30 protein-coding genes are annotated in these 24,499 nt (G+C 67.3%); 23 read left to right on the top strand and 7 right to left on the bottom strand.

The features are described 5' to 3' along the window. Nucleotides 1-37 precede the first annotated feature (37 nt). The 5 genes from G6N32_RS24120 (at nucleotide 38) to G6N32_RS24105 (ending at nucleotide 4,600) form a co-directional block, all read left to right on the top strand. Entirely contained in the window at nucleotides 38-724 is a 687-nt protein-coding gene (locus tag G6N32_RS24120) for a GPP34 family phosphoprotein (protein ID WP_163789422.1), read from the top strand. Further along, a complete protein-coding gene (locus G6N32_RS29205) occupies nucleotides 721-849 on the top strand; it encodes a hypothetical protein (RefSeq protein ID WP_264028570.1) in 129 nt (42 codons plus the stop codon). The genes G6N32_RS24120 and G6N32_RS29205 overlap by 4 nt, the downstream gene beginning before the upstream one ends. A gap of 47 nt (nucleotides 850-896) precedes the next feature. Continuing rightward, nucleotides 897-3,017 carry a heavy metal translocating P-type ATPase gene (locus tag G6N32_RS24115; protein ID WP_115318584.1) on the top strand — a complete coding sequence of 707 codons (2,121 nt, stop codon included), beginning with the start codon at nucleotides 897-899 and terminating at the stop codon, nucleotides 3,015-3,017. Between the two features lie 127 nt (nucleotides 3,018-3,144). Continuing rightward, nucleotides 3,145-4,020, top strand: coding sequence for an oxygenase MpaB family protein (locus G6N32_RS24110; protein WP_115318585.1), 876 nt, complete (start codon nucleotides 3,145-3,147; stop codon nucleotides 4,018-4,020). Then, complete coding sequence (locus tag G6N32_RS24105; protein ID WP_115318586.1) at nucleotides 4,013-4,600, top strand: TetR/AcrR family transcriptional regulator; 588 nt, start codon at nucleotides 4,013-4,015, stop codon at nucleotides 4,598-4,600. Before G6N32_RS24110 ends, G6N32_RS24105 begins: the two co-directional genes overlap by 8 nt. Here G6N32_RS24105 and G6N32_RS24100 read toward each other — a convergent pair. The 3 genes from G6N32_RS24100 to G6N32_RS24090 are packed head-to-tail and all read right to left on the bottom strand — an operon-like array spanning nucleotide 4,597 to nucleotide 6,101. After that, on the bottom strand, nucleotides 4,597-4,821 hold the full coding sequence (locus G6N32_RS24100) for a hypothetical protein (RefSeq protein ID WP_115318587.1): 225 nt from the start codon (nucleotides 4,819-4,821) through the stop codon (nucleotides 4,597-4,599). The genes G6N32_RS24105 and G6N32_RS24100 overlap by 4 nt on opposite strands. A 30-nt stretch (nucleotides 4,822-4,851) precedes the next feature. Then, complete coding sequence (locus G6N32_RS24095) at nucleotides 4,852-5,562, bottom strand: Rieske (2Fe-2S) protein (RefSeq protein ID WP_115318588.1); 711 nt, start codon at nucleotides 5,560-5,562, stop codon at nucleotides 4,852-4,854. Next, on the bottom strand, nucleotides 5,559-6,101 hold the full coding sequence (locus G6N32_RS24090) for an RNA polymerase sigma factor (RefSeq protein WP_410432330.1): 543 nt from the start codon (nucleotides 6,099-6,101) through the stop codon (nucleotides 5,559-5,561). Before G6N32_RS24090 ends, G6N32_RS24095 begins: the two co-directional genes overlap by 4 nt. A 129-nt stretch (nucleotides 6,102-6,230) precedes the next feature. Between G6N32_RS24090 and G6N32_RS24085 the strand changes: the two genes are divergently transcribed. Genes G6N32_RS24085 through G6N32_RS24075 form a run of 3 tightly spaced genes read left to right on the top strand, consistent with a single transcriptional unit; the run spans nucleotide 6,231 to nucleotide 7,989 of the window. Next, nucleotides 6,231-6,680: a cupredoxin domain-containing protein gene (locus G6N32_RS24085; protein ID WP_115318589.1), complete on the top strand. Its 450-nt coding sequence runs from the start codon at nucleotides 6,231-6,233 to the stop codon at nucleotides 6,678-6,680. Beyond that, nucleotides 6,677-7,600, top strand: a complete 924-nt coding sequence (locus G6N32_RS24080; RefSeq protein ID WP_115318590.1) for a metallophosphoesterase family protein — start codon at nucleotides 6,677-6,679, stop codon at nucleotides 7,598-7,600. The genes G6N32_RS24085 and G6N32_RS24080 overlap by 4 nt, the downstream gene beginning before the upstream one ends. Beyond that, nucleotides 7,597-7,989, top strand: coding sequence for a hypothetical protein (locus tag G6N32_RS24075; protein ID WP_115318591.1), 393 nt, complete (start codon nucleotides 7,597-7,599; stop codon nucleotides 7,987-7,989). Before G6N32_RS24080 ends, G6N32_RS24075 begins: the two co-directional genes overlap by 4 nt. On the opposite strand, the gene G6N32_RS24070 is transcribed toward G6N32_RS24075, so the two are convergent. Beyond that, nucleotides 7,943-8,323, bottom strand: coding sequence for a nitroreductase family deazaflavin-dependent oxidoreductase (locus tag G6N32_RS24070; RefSeq protein WP_115319057.1), 381 nt, complete (start codon nucleotides 8,321-8,323; stop codon nucleotides 7,943-7,945). The genes G6N32_RS24075 and G6N32_RS24070 overlap by 47 nt on opposite strands. 200 nt (nucleotides 8,324-8,523) lie before the next feature. Between G6N32_RS24070 and hemL the strand changes: the two genes are divergently transcribed. The 7 genes from hemL to G6N32_RS24035 all read left to right on the top strand — a co-directional run bounded on the left by hemL (nucleotide 8,524) and on the right by G6N32_RS24035 (nucleotide 15,680). Beyond that, nucleotides 8,524-9,840 (top strand): glutamate-1-semialdehyde 2,1-aminomutase, encoded by a 1,317-nt coding sequence (hemL, locus tag G6N32_RS24065; protein ID WP_115318592.1) that lies wholly within the window; start codon nucleotides 8,524-8,526, stop codon nucleotides 9,838-9,840. Further along, complete coding sequence (locus tag G6N32_RS24060) at nucleotides 9,837-10,445, top strand: histidine phosphatase family protein (protein ID WP_115318593.1); 609 nt, start codon at nucleotides 9,837-9,839, stop codon at nucleotides 10,443-10,445. Before hemL ends, G6N32_RS24060 begins: the two co-directional genes overlap by 4 nt. Next, the gene (locus G6N32_RS24055; protein WP_115318594.1) at nucleotides 10,442-11,038 is read left to right on the top strand and encodes a TlpA disulfide reductase family protein; all 597 of its coding nucleotides are present in this window, start codon (nucleotides 10,442-10,444) and stop codon (nucleotides 11,036-11,038) included. The genes G6N32_RS24060 and G6N32_RS24055 overlap by 4 nt, the downstream gene beginning before the upstream one ends. Next, nucleotides 11,035-11,805, top strand: coding sequence for a cytochrome c biogenesis CcdA family protein (locus G6N32_RS24050; protein ID WP_115318595.1), 771 nt, complete (start codon nucleotides 11,035-11,037; stop codon nucleotides 11,803-11,805). The genes G6N32_RS24055 and G6N32_RS24050 overlap by 4 nt, the downstream gene beginning before the upstream one ends. Continuing rightward, nucleotides 11,802-13,433, top strand: a complete 1,632-nt coding sequence (resB, locus tag G6N32_RS24045) for a cytochrome c biogenesis protein ResB (RefSeq protein ID WP_115318596.1) — start codon at nucleotides 11,802-11,804, stop codon at nucleotides 13,431-13,433. Before G6N32_RS24050 ends, resB begins: the two co-directional genes overlap by 4 nt. 2 nt (nucleotides 13,434-13,435) lie before the next feature. After that, a complete protein-coding gene (gene ccsB, locus G6N32_RS24040) occupies nucleotides 13,436-14,413 on the top strand; it encodes a c-type cytochrome biogenesis protein CcsB (RefSeq protein ID WP_115318597.1) in 978 nt (325 codons plus the stop codon). Between the two features lie 76 nt (nucleotides 14,414-14,489). Beyond that, a complete protein-coding gene (locus G6N32_RS24035; RefSeq protein WP_163789420.1) occupies nucleotides 14,490-15,680 on the top strand; it encodes a MinD/ParA family ATP-binding protein in 1,191 nt (396 codons plus the stop codon). Nucleotides 15,681-15,687: 7 nt separating this feature from the next. Here G6N32_RS24035 and G6N32_RS24030 read toward each other — a convergent pair whose 3' ends face one another. After that, complete coding sequence (locus G6N32_RS24030) at nucleotides 15,688-15,849, bottom strand: hypothetical protein (protein WP_115318599.1); 162 nt, start codon at nucleotides 15,847-15,849, stop codon at nucleotides 15,688-15,690. A gap of 47 nt (nucleotides 15,850-15,896) precedes the next feature. Here G6N32_RS24030 and G6N32_RS24025 point away from each other — a divergent pair, with 47 nt between their 5' ends. Beyond that, nucleotides 15,897-16,220, top strand: coding sequence for a DUF4229 domain-containing protein (locus tag G6N32_RS24025; RefSeq protein ID WP_115318600.1), 324 nt, complete (start codon nucleotides 15,897-15,899; stop codon nucleotides 16,218-16,220). Here the strand turns inward: G6N32_RS24025 and G6N32_RS24020 are convergent. After that, nucleotides 16,217-17,086: a 1,4-dihydroxy-2-naphthoate polyprenyltransferase gene (locus tag G6N32_RS24020; RefSeq protein WP_115319058.1), complete on the bottom strand. Its 870-nt coding sequence runs from the start codon at nucleotides 17,084-17,086 to the stop codon at nucleotides 16,217-16,219. The two genes, G6N32_RS24025 and G6N32_RS24020, sit on opposite strands and share 4 nt — an antisense overlap. Nucleotides 17,087-17,677: 591 nt before the next feature. Here G6N32_RS24020 and G6N32_RS24015 point away from each other — a divergent pair. The 7 genes from G6N32_RS24015 (at nucleotide 17,678) to G6N32_RS23985 (ending at nucleotide 23,876) form a co-directional block, all read left to right on the top strand. After that, nucleotides 17,678-18,916 carry a hypothetical protein gene (locus G6N32_RS24015; protein WP_147291989.1) on the top strand — a complete coding sequence of 413 codons (1,239 nt, stop codon included), beginning with the start codon at nucleotides 17,678-17,680 and terminating at the stop codon, nucleotides 18,914-18,916. Nucleotides 18,917-19,137: 221 nt separating this feature from the next. Further along, nucleotides 19,138-19,539 carry a MarR family winged helix-turn-helix transcriptional regulator gene (locus G6N32_RS24010; protein WP_115319059.1) on the top strand — a complete coding sequence of 134 codons (402 nt, stop codon included), beginning with the start codon at nucleotides 19,138-19,140 and terminating at the stop codon, nucleotides 19,537-19,539. A gap of 34 nt (nucleotides 19,540-19,573) precedes the next feature. Then, entirely contained in the window at nucleotides 19,574-20,350 is a 777-nt protein-coding gene (locus tag G6N32_RS24005; protein WP_115318602.1) for an S-methyl-5'-thioadenosine phosphorylase, read from the top strand. Then, nucleotides 20,347-21,378 carry an NAD-dependent epimerase/dehydratase family protein gene (locus G6N32_RS24000; protein ID WP_115318603.1) on the top strand — a complete coding sequence of 344 codons (1,032 nt, stop codon included), beginning with the start codon at nucleotides 20,347-20,349 and terminating at the stop codon, nucleotides 21,376-21,378. Before G6N32_RS24005 ends, G6N32_RS24000 begins: the two co-directional genes overlap by 4 nt. Before the next feature lie 174 nt (nucleotides 21,379-21,552). Then, nucleotides 21,553-22,140 carry a peroxiredoxin gene (locus G6N32_RS23995; protein ID WP_115319060.1) on the top strand — a complete coding sequence of 196 codons (588 nt, stop codon included), beginning with the start codon at nucleotides 21,553-21,555 and terminating at the stop codon, nucleotides 22,138-22,140. A 2-nt stretch (nucleotides 22,141-22,142) separates the two neighbouring features. After that, nucleotides 22,143-22,676 carry an alkyl hydroperoxide reductase AhpD gene (gene ahpD, locus G6N32_RS23990; protein ID WP_115318604.1) on the top strand — a complete coding sequence of 178 codons (534 nt, stop codon included), beginning with the start codon at nucleotides 22,143-22,145 and terminating at the stop codon, nucleotides 22,674-22,676. A gap of 72 nt (nucleotides 22,677-22,748) precedes the next feature. Continuing rightward, entirely contained in the window at nucleotides 22,749-23,876 is a 1,128-nt protein-coding gene (locus G6N32_RS23985; protein ID WP_115319061.1) for an NAD(P)H-dependent flavin oxidoreductase, read from the top strand. 2 nt (nucleotides 23,877-23,878) lie between these two features. Here the strand turns inward: G6N32_RS23985 and G6N32_RS23980 are convergent, their stop codons facing one another. After that, the gene (locus G6N32_RS23980; protein ID WP_115319062.1) at nucleotides 23,879-24,499 is read right to left on the bottom strand and encodes a TIGR03085 family metal-binding protein; all 621 of its coding nucleotides are present in this window, start codon (nucleotides 24,497-24,499) and stop codon (nucleotides 23,879-23,881) included.

The raw sequence follows: 24,499 nt of genomic DNA, 5'->3' as shown, positions 1-24,499 counted from the left end.
GTGGCCCAGAGTTGGAACCGGGGAGCGAGGAGGCGGTATGGGGCGCATCGGCGATCCGTCTGAGTTCTCCCAGCTGCCCTCGACCCTGCACGGGCAGCTGTTCCTGCTCGCGTTCGATCCGCGGAGCGGTCGGTTCGATGGCTACGATCCCGCGCTCTTCGGCTTTGCGCTGCGGACCGCGATGCTGACGGATCTGTACCTTCGGGGTTTCCTGGTGGAGCGTGCCGGCAAGCCGGTCCCGGCCCGGGCGGCCAGTCCCGACGATCCGATTCTGCGGGCCGAATTCGCGCAGGTGGGCGTCCACAATCGGGCGACTTGGGCGCAATTGATCGCCGGCAATCAGCACGAGGTGATCGCCGCGGTCCGGGAACAGTTGCTCACCGTGGGTTGGTTGCGCCCTCGGCGGCAGCCCGGTCTCCTGGTGTGCGACGCGAGTCTCGAGCCATTCGACCAGTGTCGGGTCCGCGCCTTGGCCCAGGTGGCGCGCGGTGCGCTGCGGAACGCGCTTGCCGGCCTGCCCGCGGAGCGGTGGCCCGTGGCGTGCGGATTACTCGCGGTGACCGCCGAACTGCCGGTGATGGACGGCCTCTCCGTCGACGTCCAGGGCTGGGGTCGCCTCGACGCGATCGCGGCGGGCGCCCTGGTGCCCGTCTCGGGGCTGGTCGAGGCGATCCGGGAGCGTCGTGGGGGTGGCCGTTCCGGACCGATAGGCGGGTCATCGTGACCGGCGACCGGCGTCGGCACCTGTGGTCGGTGCCCCCGCCGGAAAGCCCCGACGACGACCCCGACCCGCCGGACCAGGAGGATCCCGAGCCACCCGAGGACGAGACCGGTGTGCTGTTGTGGTGATCGGGTAGACACTGGACAAGATACCCCCTAGGGGTATCATCGGAACCATGGCGACGACCGACCTCCAGCTGACCGGCATGAGCTGCGCGTCGTGCGCGGCCCGTATCGAGCGCGGCCTCAACGACCTGGACGGCGTGCAGGCCACGGTGAACTTCGCCGTCGAGCGCGCACACGTCGAGCACGGACCGCAGGTGTCAGAGCACGACCTGATCCACGCCGTGGAATCCACCGGCTACCACGCGTCGGTGGTGGATCACTCCGGCCACGGACACGACCACATGAACCACGACGTCCCCAGTGAACAGCTGCGGCCCCGGCTGATCGGCTCGGCGGTGCTGGCGGTGCCGGTGGTGGCGCTGTCGATGGTGATGCCCTGGCAGTTCCCGGGATGGCTGTGGGTGGTGCTGGCACTGACGACACCGATCGTGTTCTGGGGTGGCTATCCGTTCCACAAGGCCGCGCTCAACAGTGCGCGGCATGGGGCGTCGACCATGGACACCCTGGTGTCGATCGGCACACTGGCTGCCTACCTGTGGTCGCTGTATTCGGTGCTGACCGGCGCCGCCGAGCACGGGCACGGGCACGTCTACTTCGAGGTCGCGGCCGCGGTGACGGTGTTCCTGCTGGCCGGCCGGTATGCCGAGGCCAAAGCCAAGCGGTCGGCGGGCGCGGCATTGCGGGCGCTGCTGTCGCTGGGCGCAAAGGATGCCACTGTGCTGCGCGACGATGTCGAGGTGCGAATCCCGGTGCAGGACTTGCACGTTGGTGACGTGATAGTCGTGCGGCCCGGTGAGCGAGTGGCCACCGACGGAGTGATCGTCGACGGCACGTCGGCGTTGGACACCTCGGCGATGACCGGGGAGTCGGTGCCGGCCGACGTCGGCCCTGGTGACGAGATACTCGGCGGGGCGGTCAACACCTACGGCCGAATTCTGGTGAGGGCCAAGCGGGTTGGCGGTGACACCCAACTCGCGCGGATGGCCCGGATGGTCTCGGACGCCCAAAGCGGGAAGGCGTCCATCCAGCGGCTGGCCGATCGGGTGTCGGCGATCTTCGTCCCGGTGGTGTTGGCCATCGCGGCGATCACATTGGGTGCCTGGCTTGTTGCCGGCGGCTCGGCCACCGCGGCGTTCACCGCGGCGGTCGCCGTGCTGATCATCGCCTGCCCGTGCGCACTCGGCCTGGCGACGCCGACCGCGATCCTGGTCGGTACCGGTCGCGGCGCTCAGCTCGGGGTGTTGATCAAGGAGCCCCAGGTTCTCGAAACCGTCACCGGCATCGACGCCGTCGTCCTCGACAAGACCGGCACGGTGACCACCGGCTCGATGGGCGTGGCGGCCGTCGAGACCGAAGCCGGTGTCGACGCCGACGCGGTGCTCGCGCAGGCAGCTGCGGTCGAGTCGGCGTCCGAGCACCCGGTGGCCGCGGCGATCGTGGCCGCCGCCCGGGAGCGGGGCCTGAGCGTGCCTGCGGTGCGCGACTTCGCCAACGACCCCGGGACGGGCGTCAGCGGCGTCGTTGACGGTGTGCGGGTGCAGGTCTCCCGCGCCGGAGAGCAGTCGGACGACGACGGGCGCACCAGCGTGGAGGTGCGTGCCGACGGCAACCGGCGCGGGGTGATCCGGTTGGTCGACGCGGTCAAGCCGACGAGTGCGGAGGCCATCGCCGAGTTGAAGGCGATGGGCATCACGCCGATCCTGCTGACCGGCGACAACCCCGCGGTTGCCGCACGGGTGGCCGCCGAGGTCGGCATCGCCGCCGAGAACGTCATCGCGGGCGTGCTCCCTTCGGAGAAGGCCGACGCGATCAGCCGGCTGCAGGCTCAGGGCCGCAAGGTCGCGATGGTCGGGGACGGGGTCAACGACTCGGTCGCGCTGGCCACCGCGGACGTGGGCATGGCCATGGGCACCGGGACCGACGCCGCGATCGAGGCCGGCGACATCACGCTGGTTCGCGGGGACCTGCGTACCGTCCCGACCGCGCTGAGACTGTCGTCGCGCACGCTGCGGATCATCAAGCAGAACCTGTTCTGGGCCTTCGGTTACAACGTGGCGGCCATCCCGCTGGCGGCGCTGGGCCTGCTGAACCCGATGATCGCCGGCGCGGCCATGGCGTTCTCCTCGGTTCTGGTGGTGACCAACAGCCTGCGGCTCAAGCGCTTCTTCTGACTGCGTCCACACCGACGATTCGCAGAGAACTGCCAAACACGACCAGCATTTCGTCGATCTCGGCGACGGCGTGACGCTCGTCACGAACCCGTTGGTACAAAGTGCGAAATCTGTAACACTGTTGCACATGACGGATCTTGCCGAATCCCACTCGGCCACCGACGCCCTGCCGCTGGGCCCACAGTCACTGGTCTGGCGATACTTCGGCGACAACCGGATGTTCCTCATCGGCCCCCGCCCGGCAGTGCTGCAGAACATGCTCGCCGAACTCGGCCAGGGTGTGCTCGACCATTCGGTCTGGTTCGCCGACACCGCCGCCCGGATCAAACGCTCGCTGCCGCCGATCTTCATGACCGTCTACGGCAGTGAAGACGACAACGCCGGCACGCGGGTCCGCGACTTCCACCACGACATCAAGGGCGATATGCCCGGCCCACCGGGAAAGGCCGGTCGCTACCACGCGCTGGATCCCGACACCTACTACTGGGCGCACGCCACCTTCTTCGATCAGGCGCTCTACTTCGCCGACACCTTCGTCAAGCGCCTCTCGCGCGAGGAGAAGGAGCAGATGTATCTGGAGTCCAAGACCTGGTATCGCCGCTATGGCGTGAGCGATCGTCCGATGCCCGCCGACTACGCCGAGTTCGAGCGGTACTGGGACCGGATGATCAACGAGGTGCTGGTGGCGCACCGGACCGCCGCCTACGGAGTTGGCTACGTCACCAAGGGATTTCCGCGACCCAAAGCCGTCAACCCGATCGTCTGGCGGCTGGTGGCGCCGATCTTCAACCCCGTCGCGGCGTTCCTGACCACCGGTGGGATGCCGCCGCGCACCCGCGAAATTCTCGGCTTGCCGTGGAGTGACCGCAAGGAGCGCAACTACCAGCGCTTCGCGGCGTTCTGGCGCTCGCGTCCGGTGAACTGGTTGTGGGATCGTCTTCCGATGAATGTCCGCTACAACCGCTACGCTGCAAAGGGTTTCGCGCAGGCGGGGCATGCCTGACCAATCGACCGAAGCGATACTCGACGCCGCGCTCGTCGAGTTCGATCAGCATGGCATCCGCCGGGTCGCCCTCGATGACGTCGCCCGCCGGGCCGGGGTGAGCCGGACGACGATCTACCGGCGCTTCGCCAACAAGGACGACCTCGTGGCCGCGGTGATGGACCGGGAAAACCTGCGGTTGTTCCACGACATCGCCGAAGAGTTGAAAAATGCTCGCCCGCAGTCGAATTACTACGTCGAAGCGTTCACCCAGGCGATCCTGCGAACCCGACGGCACCGGGTACTCAATCGCATGGTCGTTGACGAGCCGGCGCTGACGCTGGAGCTGGCCCGGTTGCACTACGACGCAGCGGTGCAGCGCATCGAGGCGGCGCTGCAGGTGATCTTCCCGCCCGGCTTCGCCGATCGGATCGGACCGCAGGCCGTGCATGAATTGGCTGACAACATCTGGCGCTACGCGATGATGGCGATGCTGTTACCAAGTCCGGTGCCGCTCGAAACCGCAGACGAGATACGGGCTTTCGCCACCAAGCACTTTCTGCCGAGTCTGCCCGAAGCGCTGCGTGCAGTACCGGTCTAGTCGCTGCTGGTGCAATCGAGATCCACGTAGGCCGTGGGCATCGCCTGGTGCACGTCGGTGACCGTGCACTGGGACAGCCCGCCGGTCGGTTGGCCGTTGAGTTGAACCTGGTAGCCCTGGCTCTGGAGTTGGCTGATGATGTCGGGTGCCGAACCGATTCCCGACGAGGACACGATATGTGCGACGCCGACGAGTGCTGCTGCGATGAGGTTGCTGTACATACCTTGAGATAGGCGCGTGGGTTACAGCTCTCAGGTCGTCTGCGGTGGCGGTGCGAGTACCTCGACGACGCCGTTGCGCTCGCGCACGTCTAAGTGTGGCAACGGTTTCGGGGCGATCGGCAGAGCATGCGTAACCACGGTGCCGGCCGGTGAGAACGACGTCGAATGGCATGGGCAGCGCAGCCGGTCGTCGCCCTGGTCGAACCACAGCTTGCAGCCCTGGTGGGTGCACACTCCGGACACGGCGTCGACCCGGCCGTTGACCCGCCGGACGAATCCGTTGACCGAGCCCAGATCGAACGCGCGCACCGCACCTTCGGGGAGGTCAGCGCTGGACGACACGGTCTGCCACGCCCCATCGGTGGGCACCAATTCCGGGTCGGCGACTGGTTGTTCGCCGGTCTGCGGTCGGACCACCATCCGGTCGACCGCAACCCCGGCGACCGCAGCCGTTGCCGCGGCGGAGGTGCCGACGATCACCTGTCGGCGGGAGGCCGACATTGCTCGCTTGGCAGGTGGTGTGTTCGTCGAAGTCGGTCGATCCGAGGACATTTCGGCGGCCAGCCGGGCTTTGAGCCCGTCGACGAATTCCGGTCGCGGTTCGCCGGCGTCCTCGCGGGCGGCCGTGAGGTCGATCGCGGTGCGCAGCTGGGCGGCCTCGAACTCGTCGGGGGTGAAGCTTTTCGGCTGTCGGCCGGCGAGCATATCGTCGATGTAGTGGCGAAGATCGCGGCGGGTCATGGCAGGGCCCCCTCGCTGATCTGTGCGGCCAGCCGTAACGCTCGATGCTGCAACACCTTCGCGTTCGCGACGCTGATGCCGAGCGTATTGGCCGCCTCCCGCACCGAACAGCCTTGGAGGAAACGCAGTTCCAGCACCCGGCGATAGTTGTCGGGCAGGGCGCCGAGAAGGGCGGCGACGCGCTGCGGGGCGGTGCTCGGCGCGGCGGGACCGAACACGGTGGCGGGCACGTCCTCGATGGTGGTGATCTCGGTGCCCAGGGTGGCCCGCCAATGCGCCGCCAGCACGGTGCGGGCGGTGGCCCGCAGGTAGGCACGCACTTCGGCGATGCTGGCGGTCAAGCGCAGCGGGCGCATCGCGGCCAGGAATACCTCCGAGGTCAGGTCCTCGGCGTCGGCGCGGTTTCCCACCCGGCCGAAAATCAGGCGGTAGACCCACGTGACGTTGTCGTCGTAGACGGCTTCCCAATCCGGATAGCGCGCGTCGGCGACCAGGCGTAGCTCGGGTCGCGGGCGTCGATCGTCCTGCGCCGCCATCATCGGTTGCCTTCCGCTCATCGATAAGAGATAGGCGGCGGGGTTACACGATCGTCGGCGTGTAACCGCAGCCGTACCTCTTGATGAGACGGTCCGCGCCGCGGACTGGGTTCAGCCGAGGAGGCAGATTCCATGCACCACACCCGTACCGCGCTGGCGTGCCTGGCGGTCGTTGTCGGCAGCGCCGCATGCGCCACGCCGGCGAAAGCCCCACCGCCGACGGTCGATTTCGGGCCGAACGGCGGCACATCGGTTGGCATGCCGGGGATGTCGAACATGCCCGGGATGCCGATGCCACAGGCCACGACGACCGCGCCCGCCCCGCCCGTCGCCGGAACCGCGGTCAGCATCACCAATTTCGCGTTCACCCCGGCCACCCTGACCGTCAAGGTCGGCGACACCGTCACTTGGACGAACAAGGACGAGGAGCCGCACACGGTCGTCGCAAACGACGGCTCGTTTCGCTCACCGGGTCTGGACGCCAACGCCACCTACAGCTTCACGTTCACCAAGGCCGGCAGCTTCGACTACATCTGCAGCATCCACCCGTTCATGCACGGCACCGTGGTGGTGAGCGCATGACCGGCGACCCGCACCAGATGAGCAGACGCCAGCTGATCCGGCACGGAGCCTGGTTCGGCGCTGCGGTCGGCCTGGCCGTGGTCGGCGGCGAGGTGCTGTCCCATGTCGCGAGCGCGCCGGCCGCCACCGGCACCCGGCCCACATTGCGGTTCGCTCAGATCAGCGACAGCCATATCGGGTTCACCGGCACCGCCAACACCGACGTCACGGGATCCTTCGAGCGGGCCATCCGGCAGGTCAACAATCTCGGGTACACACCCGATTTCGTCATCCACACCGGTGACCTCACCCACCTGGCCACCCCCGCCCAGTTCGACCAGGTCAACCAGATGCTGGGGACACTCAACACCCCGCACGTCTTCACCGTCCCGGGCGAGCACGACTCGGTGGACGACGCCGGGCAGAAGTATCGGTCGGTGTTCGGTGCGGGCACCCGCGGTGACGGCTGGTACAGCTTCGACATCGCGGGCGTGCACGTCATCGGGTTGGTCAACACGCTGAACCTGAAGAAGCTGGGTCATCTCGGAGCCGACCAGCTGGAGTTCATCGAGAAGGACGTGGCGTCGCTGTCGTCGGACACCCCCATCGTCGTGCTCAGCCACATCCCGCTGTTCGCGATGTACCCGGACTGGGGCTGGGGTACCGACGACTCGACCCAGGCACTGAGCTACCTGCGCCGGTTCTCGTCGGTGACGTGCCTCAACGGTCATGTCCACCAACTGTTTGTGAAGACGGAGGACAACGTCACGTTTTACAGCGCGACCACTACGGCCTATCCGCTGCCGCATCCCGGCGACGGGCCCGCCCCCAAGCCGCTGACCCTGCCTGCCGGCCGGCTTCACGACGCCCTCGGCATCCGCGAGGTCAGCTACACCCGCGGCCAGAATGTGCTCGCCCTGAAAGAGCAGACCCTGCAATGACCCGCCTGATCAATCTGGCAATAGCCGCGAGCCTGCTGGTCAGCGCGGCCAGTCACGGCTATCTCTATTTGCACGGATACTCGTCCGTCCCGGCCGTCGGACCGGGCTTCCTGGTGCTGACGAGCGTTTTCGTGGCGCTGGCGATCCTGATCGCACTCGGCGGGCCGGCATGGTTGCGTGCGGTGGCGTTGGTGGCCGCACTCGGTTCGCTGGTGGCTTTCGCGATGTCGCGCACGGTTGGGCTGCACGGGTTCATCGAACACGGTTGGCAGCCGGTACCGCATGCGCTGACCAGCGTGCTGGCCGAGGCGATCACCGTAGGGTTATGCGCCTGGTCGCTGGTCAGGAGCGGGTCAGCAGTACCGCGTTCTCGAACGGCAGCACCCTGAACAATGGCCGCCAGGGGCCCGAAACATGAGGCGCGGCTTCGGCTTTCGGCACCATTCGTGGATTGCTGACGTCGAACGTCCGACCGTAGCGTTTGAGCCGGCCGCCGCCGGCCGCGGTGATGTTCTTAAGCCAGTCCCGATTCGGCCCATAGGTGAGCTGGATCGCGATGCCGTCGTCGGTGGTGAACACCATCACCGGGGTGCGGTAGTGCGCGCCGGAGCGTCGGCCGACGTGTTCGAGGATCCCCATGGTGGGGACGAAGCCGGCCCACACTCGTTGCACCGGATTGGTGACGTACCGGTTGAACCTGGCCAGCCATTGCGGCAGTTGCATCACCCGATCAAACTCTGAAGCGCCGCGTACCTCAAGACTCGCGGCAGGCGAGATTGAACTCACACAGAGGCTCACTCGAACTTTTCCTGCACGGCTTCAGTCTCGCGGAAATCCGCAGGTCGGTTGTGGCGGATGTGACGTTCACCCGGAGTCCTACACCCTGTAGTTGAGCACCCCCGCGGTCTGGGACACTGGTGGCCATGAGCAGTACGGATCAGGCCGCCTCGACGGCGGCATCGGCCGGGCTGTTCGCCGACGCCTGCGCAGTGATCCCCGGCGGAGTGAACTCGCCGGTCCGGGCCTTCAACTCCGTCGGCGGCACGCCTCGCTACATCACCTCCGCCAAGGGTTACTGGCTGACCGACGCCGACAGCAACCGCTATATCGACCTGGTGTGCTCGTGGGGCCCGATGATCCTGGGCCACGCGCACCCCGCCGTCGTCGAGGCGGTACAGCGCGCCGCCGCCGACGGCCTGTCGTTCGGGGCGCCGACTCCCGGTGAGACCGAGCTGGCTGCCGAGATCATCGCTCGCGTGAAACCGGTCGAACGGGTGCGCCTGGTGAACTCCGGGACCGAGGCCACCATGAGCGCGGTGCGTCTGGCCCGCGGCTTCACCGGCCGCTCCAAGGTCATCAAGTTCTCCGGTTGCTACCACGGCCACGTCGATGCGCTGCTCGCCGACGCCGGTTCAGGTGTCGCCACCCTCGGTCTGCCGTCGTCGCCAGGTGTCACCGGTGCCACGGCTGCCGACACGATCGTGCTGCCCTACAACGACGTCGCCGCCGTGGAGGAGTCCTTCGCCACGTTCGGCGACACCATCGCCGCGGTCATCACCGAGGCGTGCCCGGGCAACATGGGTGCGGTTCCGCCGCTGCCCGGCTACAACGCCGCCCTTCGGCGTATCACCGCCGAGCACGGCGCATTGCTGATCGTCGACGAGGTGATGACCGGGTTCCGGATGAGCCGAAGTGGTTGGTACGGGCTTGATCCCGTCGAAGCCGACCTGTTCACCTTCGGCAAGGTGATGAGCGGTGGGCTGCCCGCCGCGGCATTCGGCGGCCGCAGAGACGTGATGGAACGCCTGGCCCCGCTGGGTCCGGTATATCAGGCAGGCACGCTGTCCGGGAACCCGGTGGCTGTCGCCGCCGGCCTGGCCACCCTGCGCAACGCTGACGACGCCGTCTACGCCGCCCTCGACGCCAACGCCGACCGGCTGGCGCGCCTTCTCGCCGATGCACTCACCGAAGCCGGTGTGGCCCATCAGGTTCCGCGGGCAGGCAATTTTCTGTCGGTGTTCTTCACCGACTCGCCGGTCACCAACTTCGCCGAAGCGAAGGCCAGCCAGACCTGGCGGTTCCCGGCGTTCTTCCATGCCCTGCTCGACGCCGGGGTGTACGCCCCGCCGAGTGCCTTCGAAACCTGGTTCGTCTCAGCCGCACTCGACGACGCCGCCTTCGAGCGAATCGCCGAAGCCCTCCCGGCGGCGGCCCGTGCGGCCGCGGAGGCCAAGGAATGACAGATCGCACGATCGTGCACGTCATGCGCCACGGCGAAGTCCACAACCCCGAGGGCATCCTCTATGGACGTCTTCCTGACTTTCACCTCTCGGACCGCGGGCGGGCGCAGGCCGCCGCGGTCGCCGGCTGGCTGGCCGCCCGCGACATCACCTACGTGGTGGCGTCGCCCCTGGAGCGAGCCCAGGAAACGGCAGCCCCCATCGCCGCGCACCACGGCTTGGCCGTCGAGACCGATGACGAACTCATCGAGTCGCACAACGTCTTCCAGGGCGAGAAGGTCTCCCCGGGCGACGGCGCCCTGCGCGACCCGCGCAATTGGTGGCATCTGCGCAACCCGCGCACACCCACGTGGGGGGAGCCCTACCGGGAGATCGCCGAGCGGATGCGGCGCGCGGTGGAGCGGGCCAGGGCCAAGGGCGCCGGGCACGAAGCGGTCTGCGTCAGCCATCAGCTGCCGGTCGAGACGCTGCGCCGGTCCATGACCGGAGCTCAGCTGCACCACTTTCCAACCCGGCGGCTGTGCAACCTGGCATCGGTGACGTCGTTCTACTTCGATGGGGATGAGTACGTCGGCTGGGGATACTCGGAGCTCGCCGGGCAGTGAAGCGGCTGTTGGTCCTCCTGGTGGCGGCGACGGTGTTGGTCGGCTGCTCCACCGGCGACGACGCTGTCGCTCAGGGTGGCACATTCGAGTTCGTCGCCCCGGGTGGCAAGACCGACATCTTCTACGACCCGCCGAGCAGTCGCGGCACGCCCGGACCGCTGTCCGGTCCTGAGCTGATGGACACCTCGAAGACCGTGTCGCTGAAGGACTTCGAGGGCAAAGTCGTCGTGATCAACGTGTGGGGTCAATGGTGCGGCCCATGCCGCTCGGAGATCACCCAGCTGGAGCAGGTCTACGCCCAGACCCGCGATCAAGGGGTGGCATTCCTCGGAATCGACGTGCGGGACAACGACATCAGCGCGCCGCAGGACTTCGTAACCGACCGCAAAGTCACCTACCCCTCGATCTACGACCCGGCGATGCGGACCATGATCGCCTTCGGCGGCAAGTATCCCGCCACCGTGATCCCGTCGACGGTCGTGCTCGACCGCCAGCACCGGGTCGCTGCGGTGTTCCTGCGCGAACTGCTGGCCGAGGACCTGCTACCGGTGGTGCAGCGGCTGGCCGCCGAGCCGAAACCGGCCGCGTCATGACCGGCTTTGCGCAGACCGCCGCCGCGGGTCCGCTGCTGCTGGCCCTGGGCGTGTGCGTGCTTGCCGGTTTGGTGTCGTTCGCATCGCCGTGTGTGGTTCCGCTGGTTCCCGGTTATCTGTCCTACCTCGCGGCGGTCGTCGGTGTGGACGACACCTCCGGCCCGGTGGCCGTACGGACGCAACGCCTGCGGGTCGCAGGGTCGGCGCTGCTGTTCGTCGCCGGCTTCACGGTGGTCTTCGTCCTCGGCACCGTGGCGGTGCTGGGGATGACCACCACCCTGATCACCAATCAGCTTGTGCTGCAACGTGTCGGCGGGGTGCTGACCATTGTCATGGGGCTGGCGTTCATCGGCTTCATCCCGGCCCTGCAGCGTCAGGCCCGCTTCACCCCGCGCCGCTTCGCCGGTGTGGCGGGGGCGCCGCTGCTCGGAGCCGTGTTCGGGCTGGGCTGGACGCCGTGCCTGGGTCCGACGCTGACCGGGGTGATCACCGTCGCCTCGGCCACCGACGGCGCCAGCGTCGCCCGCGGTGTCGCCCTGGTGATCGCCTACTGCCTGGGCCTGGGCATCCCGTTCGTGGTGCTGGCGCTGGGATCCAGTTGGGCGGCCAACGGGTTGGGCTGGCTGCGCAGGCAGACCCGGACCATCCAGATCGTCGGTGGTGTGCTGTTGATCGCCGTGGGGCTGGCTCTGGTCACCGGGGCGTGGAACGACTTCATTTCCTGGGTACGCGACGCCTTCGTCTCCGACGTGAGGTTGCCGATTTGACGACCGCCCCGCCGCGAGCAGACACAAAATCGCCCAAAACAGGGGGTTTTGGGGCGATTTTGCGTCTGCTCGGCAGGTCGGTGCGCACTCTGTGGCGGGCGCTGACCTCCATGGGCACCGCGTTGGTGCTGCTGTTCCTGCTCGCCGTCGCCGCCGTTCCCGGTGCGCTGCTGCCGCAGCGCAGCCTGAACGACGCCAAGGTCGAGCAGTACATCGCCGAGCACAACATCATCGGGCCGTGGCTGAACCGCCTGCAGTTCTTCGAGGTGTTCTCCAGCTTCTGGTTCACGGCCATCTACGCGTTGCTGTTCATCTCTCTGGTGGGCTGCCTGACCCCGAGGATGATCGAGCACGTCAAGAGCCTGCGTGCCGTGCCGGTTCCGGCCCCGCGCAACCTGTCCCGGCTGCCCAAGTACGCCACCGCCGAAGTCTCGGGGACCGCGGAAGAAACGGCGGCCACGATCTCCGAGCGCCTCAAGGGCTGGCGCCGGGTCACCCGCCACACCGACGACGGCATCGAGGTCTCTGCCGAGAAGGGCTACCTTCGCGAGTTCGGCAACATCGTCTTCCACTTCTCCCTGCTCGGCCTTCTGGTGGCGATCGCCGTCGGCAAGCTGTTCGGCTACGAAGGCAACGTCATCGTCATCGCCAACGGCGGCCCCGGCTTCTGTTCGGCCTCGCCGGCGGCATTCGACTCGTTCCGCGCCGGTAACAGCGTCGACGGCACCTCGCTGTACCCGATGTGTGTGCGGGTCAACGACTTCCAAGCCCACTACCTGCCCAACGGGCAGGCGCTGTCGTTCGCGTCGAACATCGACTACCAGGCCGGCGACGATCTGGCCGCCGGCACCTGGCAGCCCTACCGTCTCGAGGTCAACCATCCGCTGCGCATCGGCGGCGACCGGGTCTACCTGCAGGGTCACGGCTACGCCCCGACGTTCACCGTCACCTTCCCGAACGGACAGAAGCGGACCCAGACCCTGCAATGGCGCCCGGACGATCAGCACACCCTGCTGTCCTCGGGTGTGATCCGCGTCGACCCGCCCGGGGGCATGTACCCGGATCCCTCGGAGCGGCGTAAGCATCAGCTGGCGATCATGGGCCTGTTTGCGCCCACCGCCGAACTCGACGGGACCCTGCTGTCGTCGAAGTATCCGGCGGCCAACGACCCGGCGGTGGCCATCGACATCTACCGCGGCGACACCGGGCTGGACACCGGCCGGCCGCAGTCGCTGTTCACCCTCGACCCGCGGCTCATCGAGCAGAAGCGGCTGACCAAGGTCAAGCGCACCAACCTGAAGCAAGGCGAAGAGGTCAAGCTCGACGACGGCACCGTGGTCCGGTTCGACGGCGCCACCCCGTTCGTCAACCTGCAGGTTTCCCACGATCCCGGGCAGGTGTGGGTGCTGGTGTTCGCCATGTCGATGATGGGCGGTCTGCTGGTGTCGCTGATCGTGCGCCGCCGGCGCGTGTGGGCGAGGATAAGCCCAGGACAAGCGCCCGGTACGGTGAACGTCGAGCTGGGCGGTCTGGCCCGCACCGACAACTCCGGCTGGGGCAACGAGTTCGAGAAGCTCACCGAACGGATGTTGGCGGACCTGCCGGAGCCGTCGAAAGAGAAGGTCTGAGCATGAATACCGAGCACATCGACATCGGGTTGGCCCGCTACTCCGACTGGGCGTTCACCTCGTCGGTCGTCGTGCTGGTCTTGGCGCTGCTGCTGCTGGCCGTCGAACTCGCCTACAGCCGCGGCCGCAAGGTCGAGGCCCGCGAGTTGGTGTCGGCCGGGGCCGTCTCCGCCGACAGCGACCGCCCCGGCGTCGTCGTCGACGATCCACGGCGCTCCGCCGACGAACGCATCGGCACAGCCGGCCTGTCGCTGGTGTACCTCGGGATCGCCTTGCTGTTCGTCTGCATCGTGCTGCGCGGGTTGGCCACCGCCCGCGTGCCGTGGGGCAACATGTACGAGTTCATCAACCTGACCTGCTTCTGCGGTCTGATCGCGGCCTCGATCGTGCTGCGCAAACCGCAGTACCGCGCACTGTGGGTTTTCGTACTCGTTCCTGTGCTGATTCTCCTGACCGTCTCGGGCCGCTGGCTCTACACCAACGCCGCTCCGGTGATGCCCGCGCTGCAGTCGTACTGGCTGCCCATCCACGTCTCGGTCGTCAGCCTCGGCTCGGGTGTCTTCCTGGTCGCCGGTGTGGCCAGCATCCTGTTCCTGTTGAAGATGTCACCGCTGGCCGATCCGGGCCGGGAGGGACGGCTGGCACAGATCGTGCAGCGCCTCCCCGACGCCCAGACCCTCGACCGAATCGCTTACCGCACGACGATTTTCGCGTTCCCGATCTTCGGATTCGGCGTCATCTTCGGTGCCATCTGGGCCGAGGAGGCGTGGGGCCGGTACTGGGGCTGGGACCCCAAAGAGACGGTGTCGTTCATCGCCTGGGTGGTCTACGCCGCATACCTGCACGCCCGCTCGACGGCGGGATGGCGCGACAAGAAAGCCGCGTGGATCAACGTCATTGGCTTTGTCGCGATGGTCTTCAATCTGTTCTTCATCAACCTGGTGACGGTCGGCCTGCACTCCTACGCCGGAGTGAGCTGACACCAGCGTGCGCTAGGGTTCAAAGGACCCACGAACCACCACTCGACCCGAAACGATATGTCAGGGGGAAGTGCACGTGTCCACTCCTCATGGGTCCCGCCAGGGCCATGAATTAACCGATGCGACAACGGTATTCCGCACCGAACAGCGGTTCACCGATCCGGCGACCACCGCACCCGAATCCGAACCGGACTGGCTGGCGCCGACGCCGCCGATCGGTATTCCGATGGAGTCGCTGACCGCAGCCGCACCGCTGTTCAACCAGTACGTCGCCGAGAATCCGGTGCCGTCCTATCGCCCGGCCGTGCCGCCCACGCCGTATCCGGACCTATCGACGAGCGCGCTGCTGCGGCAGGTGAAACCGCCGCCGTCCGGAGGCTGGCGTCGCTGGCTGTATCTGGCGTCGGGGAAGCTGATCAACGTCGGCGAGGGCCAGCGGGCCGCGCACCACACCAAGCTCGTGGCACAGGTGAACCGTCCGCTGCAGGGCTGCTACAAGATCGCTCTGCTGTCGCTGAAGGGCGGGGTCGGCAAGACGACGATCACCGCCACCCTGGGCGGGACGTTCGCCACCATCCGCGGTGACCGGGTGATCGCGGTCGACGCCAATCCCGACCGCGGAACGCTGAGCCAGAAGGTGCCGCTGGAAACCCCGGCAACCGTGCGCCATCTCTTGCGTGACGCCGACAAGATCGAGCGCTACAGCGATGTCCGCGGCTACACCTCGCAGGGCCCGAGCCGGCTGGAAGTGCTGGCGTCAGAAAGCGACCCCGCGGTGTCCGAGGCGTTCAGCGCGACGGATTACGACAAGGCGCTGGCCGTGCTCGAGCGGTTCTACAGCCTGGTGCTCACCGATTGCGGCACCGGGCTTCTGCACTCGGCGATGTCGTCGGTGCTGTCGCAGGCCGACGCATTGGTCGTGGTGAGTTCGGGTTCGGTGGACGGCGCGCGCAGCGCGTCAGCGACGCTGGATTGGCTGGACGCCCACGGCCACCAGGACCTGGTGCGCCGTTCGGTGTGCGTGATCAACGCCGTCCGTCCGCGGTCGGGCAAGGTCGACATGCAGAAGGTCGTGGACCATTTCTCGCGGCGGTGCCGCGCGGTGTGCGTGGTGCCGTTCGACCCGCACCTGGAAGAGGGCGCCGAAATCGATCTCGAGCGCCTCAAGCCGAAGACTCGTGAGGCGCTGGTTCAACTCGCTGCCGTGGTGGCCGACGGCTTTCCCGCCGTCGAGGTCAACGAACGGTTCGGCGCTAGCGCGGGTTAGCCAGGATTCAGCGAGGATTGTTGTCGCCGTGGCTGAGTCGCCACAGGAACTCGGGATCGTCATCGGGACCGACAACCCTGGTCTTCGGCCGGTGCGCCTGGGCGCGAACCGCGCGCCAGCCGACGTAGACCGCGGCGGCGATGATCAGAACCAACAGCAGGTACAGCACGAAAACCTCCTTTGTCCGAATATACGCGCGTCGGTAGGCTCGGCGCGGTGTCGGACAATTCGGACAACAAGACCTCGGGCGCGGGCGGTCGCTTAGCGCTCGACGTCCTCCTGTACACCCTTGCGCGGATCGCGCTGGTGGTCGTCCTGACGGCGGCGATCTACTACCTCGGCAAGCTGATCGGGATCACCGAGTTCCCGCTCATCGTGGCGTTGTTGTTCGGCATCGTGCTTGCGCTGCCGTTGGGCATCTGGCTGTTGGCACCATTGCGCAAGCGCGCCACCGCGAGCATCGCCGCGGTCGACGAGCGTCGTCGCCGTGACCGCGAGCAACTGCAGGCTCGGCTGCGCGGCAAAAAGTCGACCGACTAACCGAACGCCAGCGCCAGCGCCACCGCGATCGACCAGACCAGCATTGTCAGGCCGGTATCGCGCAGCACCGGGATGAGCTCGCGGCCGCCGAGGCCGCGGCGTACCGGCCCGGCCGCACGCAGGGCCAGCGGTGCGGCGATCAGACCGACCGCACACCAGGGCGTGGCGAGCATCAGCATCAGGGTCAGCACGCCGGCCACAGCCAGCATGGACTGGTAGAGGATCCGGGTGCGGCCATCGCCCAGTCGGACCGCCAAGGTGACCTTGCCCGCCACGCGGTCGGTCGGGATGTCGCGCAGGTTGTTGGCCACCAGCACGGCCGACGACAGCGCGCCGGTCGCGACGGCCAGCTCCAGGCCGACCCAGTCGACCCGCAGCGCCTGGGTGTACTGCGTACCCAGCACAGCGACGAGGCCGAAGAACACGAACACGGCGACCTCGCCGAATCCGGCATAGCCGTAGGGCCTCGAGCCGCCGGTGTACAGCCACGCTCCCGCGATGCAGACGACGCCCACCGCGATCAGCCAGGGCGCACTGACGACGGCCAGCGCCAGCCCGGCGACCGCGCCCACACCGAGGCTGACGACGGCGGCGCTGCGCACCGCGCGCGGCGACGCCAGCTTCGAGCCGACCAGCCGCAGCGGTCCGGCCCGGTCGTCGTCCGTGCCGCGGATCCCGTCGGAGTAGTCGTTGGCGAAGTTGACCCCGACGATCAGCGCGAGTGAAACAGCAAGTGCCAGCAGCGCCTTCCACCACACGAAGCCGTCCAGCCAGGCCGCCGCACCGGTGCCTGCGACGACCGGCGCCACCGCGTTGGGCAGAGTTCTGGGCCTGGCCCCTTCGACCCACTGCGCGATGCTCGCCATGCCCGCAATCGTCGCACGCAGGTCAGGCCGGTTGCTCACGTGTCGCACGGACCCGGGGTGCCGATATTTGCTGGTCGGCCGATAACCGTTTGTTAACTAAATAGCTGGGCGACGGCGCTGGAATTAGTTAGCCAGGGGGAGGCAATCTGGGTATCTGTGTTCGCAGGAGGGTCGCGAGTCGGGCGTTCGGCTTTGCCGCACGGGGCGGCTGCCAGGGTAGCTGGTGTACGCGATGTGAAACCGGCGCGGACCTGGCTCAGGGTGTTCACGGGATCGGCCGTCAGCACAGGAAACCAGGCCGCACGGCTTGTCGTAGCTGCTCGTGGGGGCTTCTCGGTTAATGGCGATCCAGCCGACGGCGCAGTTCCGATGCCGACGCGGATAGTTGCCTCCTAAAATATTCCACGCGTCAGATCTGTTCGCTGGAGAAGCGGAGAATGGCCGTCACCAGTGCTTCCGCGCGTGGACCGACATTGCGGTCGGCTGCCTGCAACTGACTGACAAGTAAGTTCTTTCCGGAATGCGGCAGCTCTCAGGTTTCCCTTAGGTAACTTTTGCCCAGTCCGCACTTGTCCCCTGACAGGAGTAACCATGCCCATTGCTGTCCGGCCGTCTGTCGCCACCGGGGTAGCACTGATGGGAGCCGGCGCCATTGCGCTGGCTCCGATTCAACCGGCCGCTTCCTCGCTCTCGAACATCCACGCCCCGGCCGTCTTCTCGACCGCGAGCATTCAGCTCACGGCTGCCGGTGGATTCGACCCCGTCACCCCGTGGGTCGATGTCCTGACTGCCGCAGCCAGCAACGTGGCAGCGATCGGTGAGGAGTGGCTCGCCGACCCGCTGCCGGCGCTACGCCAGCTCGGCACCAACTGGCTCGGCTACGGCGAGACCGTCGGCACTGCTCTGGGCGGCGTCGCCACCGGCACCTGGACCTACTTCACCCAGACCGTGCCTGAATCCATCAACACGGCCTTGCAGCAGATCGCCGACGGCGACCTGTCCGGTGCGGCATCGACGATCAACAACGCGCTGGGCAGCGCCATCTTCTCGATCGGCCTTCCGCTGTTCCCGGTGCTGGACATCCCCGGCAAGATCACCGACAACCTCAGCGCGGTGGTCAAGACTCTGGCCGGGCTCAACACCGCGCTGCCGCTGGTCCTTGGCATCCTCGGCCCGATCGAGGGCGGTATCCAGGCGTTCGGCGACAGCGCGCAAAGTGTGCTCGACGCGGCGGCGGCCGGCCAGTTCGTCACCGCTCTGAACAACGCCGTCAACACCCTGCCGGCGGTCGTCGGAGCGGTGCTCAACGGCTATCAGGACGGCGCCTACCCGGGGCTGTTCTCCCTGCCGCCGGAGCCTGGCGTTCTCGGTGGGGGCTTGGTCCACGCTCTGCTGGTCGATATCCCGCAGGCGATCGCTGTCGCTCTGGGCGCCCCGGCTCCGGTCACTACCGCCGCGGCGTCGAAGCAGGCTGCCCTCAGCGCTGAGGCCGTGGCGGCCGATGCACCGGCTGCCGTTGAAAGCGGATCCGGTGTGGCTCGGTCCAAGTCAGCGACTGCTGCGGTCAGCCCGGCCGCCGATTCCGCCACGGACAGCAGCGCCTCCGCCGATTCGGCGGCCGACGGTGCGGCAGCGGCCTCGGGTTCTGATTCGACGGTCAAAGACGGCAACAAGTTCGAGCCTGGCCAGGTCACTGGCTCAGGTGCGCCGGGCGCGCGGGGTGCCGCGGCCGCGGGCTCATCGAAGCCCGCGGGTGCCGCTGGAGCGAAGGACTCGGGTAGCAGCAACGCCGCCAAGGGGCACAGCGCTCGGCACGCCGCAGGTAACTGACCGGCGTCCAGTGGTCGTTATGAGGTGAGCGGTGGCCCCCGGTCCATGTGACCGGGGGCCACCCTCCGTTCCGAAAGGTCAAGCGAGGATCTGTGTCGACACGTCGACCGGGTGACGTAGGCCGTCGATTGGTTCAACAACGCCGCCACAGACTGGGCTTCGACGATGTCGAGGCCCACGCGTGGGTGCAGTTCGAGTCGGTCGCCATTGCATTGCACGCAATGGTCAATCGAGCCCTGCTGCATCACCACCAGTTGAGCCTCGCCGACGTCCAATTGCTGACCCATCTGAAGAGTCATGGCCCGAGCCCGATGGGTGCTCTGGCCGAGATGCTGATGGTCACGCCGAGTGCGTTGACCCAGCAGATCCAGCGCCTCGAGCGGCGCCGGCTGGTCGACCGGGAGGCGAGCAGCGACGACGGTCGGCGGGTGCTGGCGACGATAACCCGCGACGGTCTCCGGTTGATCGCCGCGTCGTTGGAAACCTACGCCCGCGTGGTGCGTGCGCATTTCCTCGACGAGCTGAGCAGGAACCAGATGATCGCGCTCGGCGACGGTTGCCGGCGGATCAGCGCCCGGTTGAAGGCGGCCGGTGCAACCGGGGAGACGTCCGACAGCCAGTGACCGGCAAGATCGGAACTGCCTGCACAATGGTCGAATGCTCGGAGTAATCGGCGGCAGCGGTTTCTACACCTTCTTCTCGTCCGACGCGCGCAGCGTCAACCTGGATACGCCCTACGGTGAGCCAAGTGCTCCGATCACGGTCGGCCGGGTCGGCCAGCATGAGGTGGCATTCCTGCCCCGACACGGCTTGAGCCATGAGTTCTCGCCGCACGCGGTGCCGTACCGCGCCAACATGTGGGCCTTGCGCGCTCTCGGTGTGCGGCGGGTGTTCGGGCCGTGCGCGGTCGGCAGCCTCACTCCCGAGCTCGGGCCCGGCGCCGTCGTCGTGCCCGATCAGTTGGTCGACCGAACCCGGGGCCGGCTCGACACCTACTTCGATTCCGGCGGTATCCATGTCGGCTTCGCCGATCCGTACTGCCCGACGCTGCGCTCGGCGGCGACCGGGCTGCCCGGTGTGGTCGACGGCGGCACCATGGTGGTGGTGCAGGGGCCGCGGTTCTCCACCCGTGCCGAGAGCCAGTGGTTCGCGCGCGAGGGGTTCAGCCTGATCAACATGACCGGGTACCCCGAGGCGGTGCTCGCCCGGGAGCTGGAGATGTGTTATGCGGCAATTGCTTTGGTGACCGATCTGGATGCCGGCGTGGATGTCGGGGCAGGTGTTCGCGCGATCGACGTCTTCGCGGAGTTCGAGAAGAACATGGGGCCGTTCAAGCAGTTGGTGCTGGAAGCCATCGACCAAGTGGCGTCTGATCGCGTGTGCGAGCACTGCCTCGCGCACGAAGGCGTCGAGTTGCCGTTCGACCTGCCATGAGGGTCCTGCTGACCGGCGCGGCCGGGTTCATCGGCAGCCGGGTGCGCGCGGCGCTGAATGCCGACGGCCACGAGGTGGTGGCGGCCGACATCATGCTCGACGCCGCACACGGTCCCGGTGCCGAACTGCCCGACGACACATCCCGGGTCGATGTGCGGGATGCGGATGCCTTGGCGCCCTTGCTATCCGGGGTCGACGTCGTATGCCACCAGGCCGCTGTGGTGGGGGCCGGAGTCAATGCCGCCGACGCGCCGTCCTACGGGAGTCACAACGACTACGGGACCGCGGTTCTGCTGGCGCAGATGTTCGCCGCCGGCGTGCAGCGGCTGGTGTTGGCGTCGTCGATGGTGGTCTACGGCCAGGGCGGATACCGCTGCCCCGAACACGGTGCCGTCGAACCACTGCCGCGCACCCGGGCCGATCTCGATGGCGGCGTATTCGAACATCGCTGCCCCGTCGGTGGTGAGGAACTGCAGTGGCAGCTGGTCGGTGAGGACGCGCCGCTGCGCCCCCGCAGCCTGTATGCCGCCAGCAAGGCGGCTCAGGAGCATTACGCGCTGGCGTGGGCCGAATCCACCGGCGGCTCGGTGGTCGCCCTGCGCTACCACAATGTGTACGGCCCCGGCATGCCTCGTGACACCCCGTACTCGGGAGTGGCTGCGATCTTCCGGTCCTCGCTCGAAAAGGGCGAGCCGCCAAGGGTTTTCGAAGACGGCGGCCAGATGCGAGATTTCGTGCACGTCGAGGACGTCGCGGCGGCCAACGTCGCGGCCGTGCGCTCGGAGGCCGGCGGATTTCTCGCGGCCAACGTGTGCTCGGGGCGGCCGGTCTCGATCATGACGGTCGCCTCGCGTATCTGCGAGGCTCGGGGTGGGCCGGCGCCGGTGGTCACCGGACAGTACCGAAGCGGCGATGTCCGGCACATCGTCGCCGATCCCGCCCTGGCCGCCGAGTCGCTGGGCTTCCGGGCCCGGGTCGATCCGGACCAGGGACTCCGGGAATTCGCCTTCGCGCCACTGCGGGCGTGACCTGTGCCACAGCTTTAAATCCCTTCGCTCCGTGGGTATTTCATGGACCATGTCCATGGTCACCGGAACTGGTGACAATCGTCACCTTCGGCGCGGGGAGCGCTGACTAAACCCCACCGCGATGGCAGAATCTGGATTGGTTCCAATTTAGCTATTCAAGGAGTGGTGACGATCATGGCTCTGTTGACAATCGGGGATCAGTTCCCGGCCTACGACCTCAAAGCGGTTGTCGGGGGTGACCTGTCGAAGGTCAACGCCCAGCAGCCCGACGATTACTTCATTCAGGTGACCAGCTCGGACAGCCCGGGCAAGTGGCGCATCATCTTCTTCTGGCCCAAGGACTTCACGTTCGTCTGCCCCACCGAGATCGCCGCGTTCGGCAAGCTCAACGACGAGTTCGAGGACCGCGATGCCCAGGTGCTCGGGGTGTCGGTGGACAACGAGTTCGTCCACTTCCAGTGGCGCGCGCAGCACGAGGATCTCAAGAAGTTGCCGTTCCCGATGGTGTCCGACCTCAAGCGCGAGCTCGCGCTGGCCACCGGTGTGCTCAACGCCGACGGCGTCGCCGACCGTGCCACGTTCATCGTCGACCCCAACAACGAGATCCAGTTCGTCTCGGTGACCGCGGGATCGGTCGGCCGCAACGTCGACGAGGTGCTGCGGGTGCTCGACGCGCTGCAGTCCGACGAACTGTGCGCCTGCAACTGGAAGAAGGGCGACCCGACCATCGACGCCGGCGAGCTGCTGGCCGAGGCGGTCTGAGCATGAGCATCGACGCCGTCAAAGAGGCATTGCCCGAGTACGCCAAGGATCTCAAGCTCAACCTGGGCAGCATTGTCCGTTCGACCGAGCTGACCGAACAGCAACTGTGGGGCGCTTTGGTGGCAACCGCCGCAGCGACGAAGTCCGAGCAGCTGCTGCGCGAGGTGAGCGAGGATGCCCTGGACGTGCTCTCCGAAGAGGCGTACCACGCCGCGCTGGGCGCTGCCGCGATCATGGGGATGAACAACGTCTTCTACCGCACCAAGCATCAGCTCGACGGCCGCTACGACGATCTGCGGGCCGGGCTGCGGATGAACATCATCGCCAATCCCGGCGTGGCCAAGGTCGATTTCGAGCTGTGGTCACTGGCCGTGTCCGCGATCAACGGCTGCGATCAGTGCCTGGCCGCCCATGAGAAGGAGCTCCGCGACGCGGACGTGTCGCGGACGTCGATCTTCGAGGCCATCCGGGTCGCGTCGATCGTGTCCGGGGTGGCACAGGCCCTGCTCACCACGCAGGCGCTCGCCACTGCCTGATTCGAATAGCGGCCGGCCCCCTTCCCAACCCGGTAGTTGGTCGGGAAGGGGGTCGAGCGCATACTGGGCGGCGTGAAGACTGAGATCTGTGACCAGTTCGGCATCGATTTCCCCCTGTTCGCCTTCAGCCACTGCCGCGACGTCGTAGCCGCGGTGACCAACGCGGGCGGCTTCGGTGTGCTCGGCGGCACCGCCTACACCCCCGATCAGCTGCACCAGGAGCTCACCTGGATCGACGAGCAGGTGAAGGGCAAGCCCTACGGCGTGGACATCATCGTGCCCGCCAAGTTCGAGGGCAAGGGCGAGAACCTGTCGTTCGGTCAGCTCGCCGAGCGCATCCCCGAGGATTTCCGCAGCTTCATCAACGAACTGCTCGCCGCCCACGACATCGACGTCAGCGATCAGCCGCGGATGGCCGCGTCGTCACTGAGCGGGGACACCGGCGCGAGCCTGCTCGACGTCTCGCTGAGCCATCCGATCAAGTTGATGGCCAACGCACTTGGCGTCCCGCCGGACTACATGATCGAGGCCGGCAAGCAGACCGGCATCCCCGTTGCGGCGCTCGTCGGCGCCAAGGAGCATGCGATCAAACAGGTCAACGCAGGCGTGGACCTGATCGTCGCGCAGGGCACCGAGGCAGGCGGTCACTGCGGTGAAGTGACCACTCTGGTGCTCATTCCCGAAGTCATCGAGGCGATAGAGGCGATCGGAAAGCCGGTGCCGGTTCTCGCTGCGGGCGGGATCGTGACCGGTCGGCAGATGGCCGCCTCCGTTGCGCTGGGTGCGGCCGGCGCCTGGACGGGTTCGGTGTGGCTTACCACCGAGGAAGCCGAGACGGCCCCGTATACCGTGCAGAAGTTCCTGGCCGCGACGTCGCGGGACACGGTTCGGTCGGCCGGCCGCACGGGAAAGCCGTCGCGCCAACTGGTTTCGGATTGGACCGATGCGTGGGCACCGCATGAGGGCGGTCGCCAGCCGCTGCCGCTGCCGCTGCAGAACATGATCGCCGAGCCGGTGTTGCGCCGGATCGACAAGCTCGCCGAAGGCGGCCACCCGGGTGCTCAGGCGCTGGCGACCTATTTCGTCGGCCAGGGCGTCGGGCTGATGAACAAGGTCAAGCCGGCCCGCGAGGTGGTTCTGGAGTTCATCGAGGATTACCTCGCCGCCGCCGAGCGGCTCAGCAGGTCACTCGGCGACTGAACCTAGAGCCCCTTCGGTGCGGCTTTCACGGCCTGCACGTCGGACGGGTCGCCGTCGAAGTCGACGTGGGCCGGCCGTCCGGTCGCGAACAGCAGCAGTTCCTCGGCAGCGCCGGTCACCGTCACGGCCGGGCCGTGACCGGCGGTCAGCACGGTCTTACCGTCCGGGGTGCGCAGCTGGACGCGGGCCGGCATCTTGGCCAGCGTCAGCCGGGCCATCATCCCCAGAGTCCGCCGCAACTTTGCGGACAGTTCCGCGTCCAGCACCCGCGGCTGCCAGTCCGGCTGGGCGCGGCGAATGTCTTCGTGGTGGATGAACATCTCGGCGACATTGGCCACCGAATCGACCAGCTTGAGCGGCGAGTAGAGCGGCGGACCGGCGGCCACCTTGTCCACCAGGTCGTCCCATTGCGTCTGAGTGGCCACCGCGTCCTGCACCTTGGCGGTGTGCCCGGCGAACAGCGGAATGAGGATGCCAGGTGCGGCATCGACGCGATACTCGCGAACCATCAAGTGCGCGGCGAGATCTCGGGCCGACCAGCCCTCACACAAGGTCGGTGCGTCTGGTCCGACGTCGCGTAAGGCGGCGACGAGGGCGGCACGTTCACGCTGGGCTACGGACAT

Origin of the sequence: Mycolicibacterium aichiense (assembly GCF_010726245.1) — a bacterium.
Lineage (GTDB): Bacteria > Actinomycetota > Actinomycetes > Mycobacteriales > Mycobacteriaceae > Mycobacterium > Mycobacterium aichiense.
The sequence above is the reverse complement of the archived record's forward strand: the minus strand, read 5'-3'. Positions and strand labels throughout refer to the sequence as shown.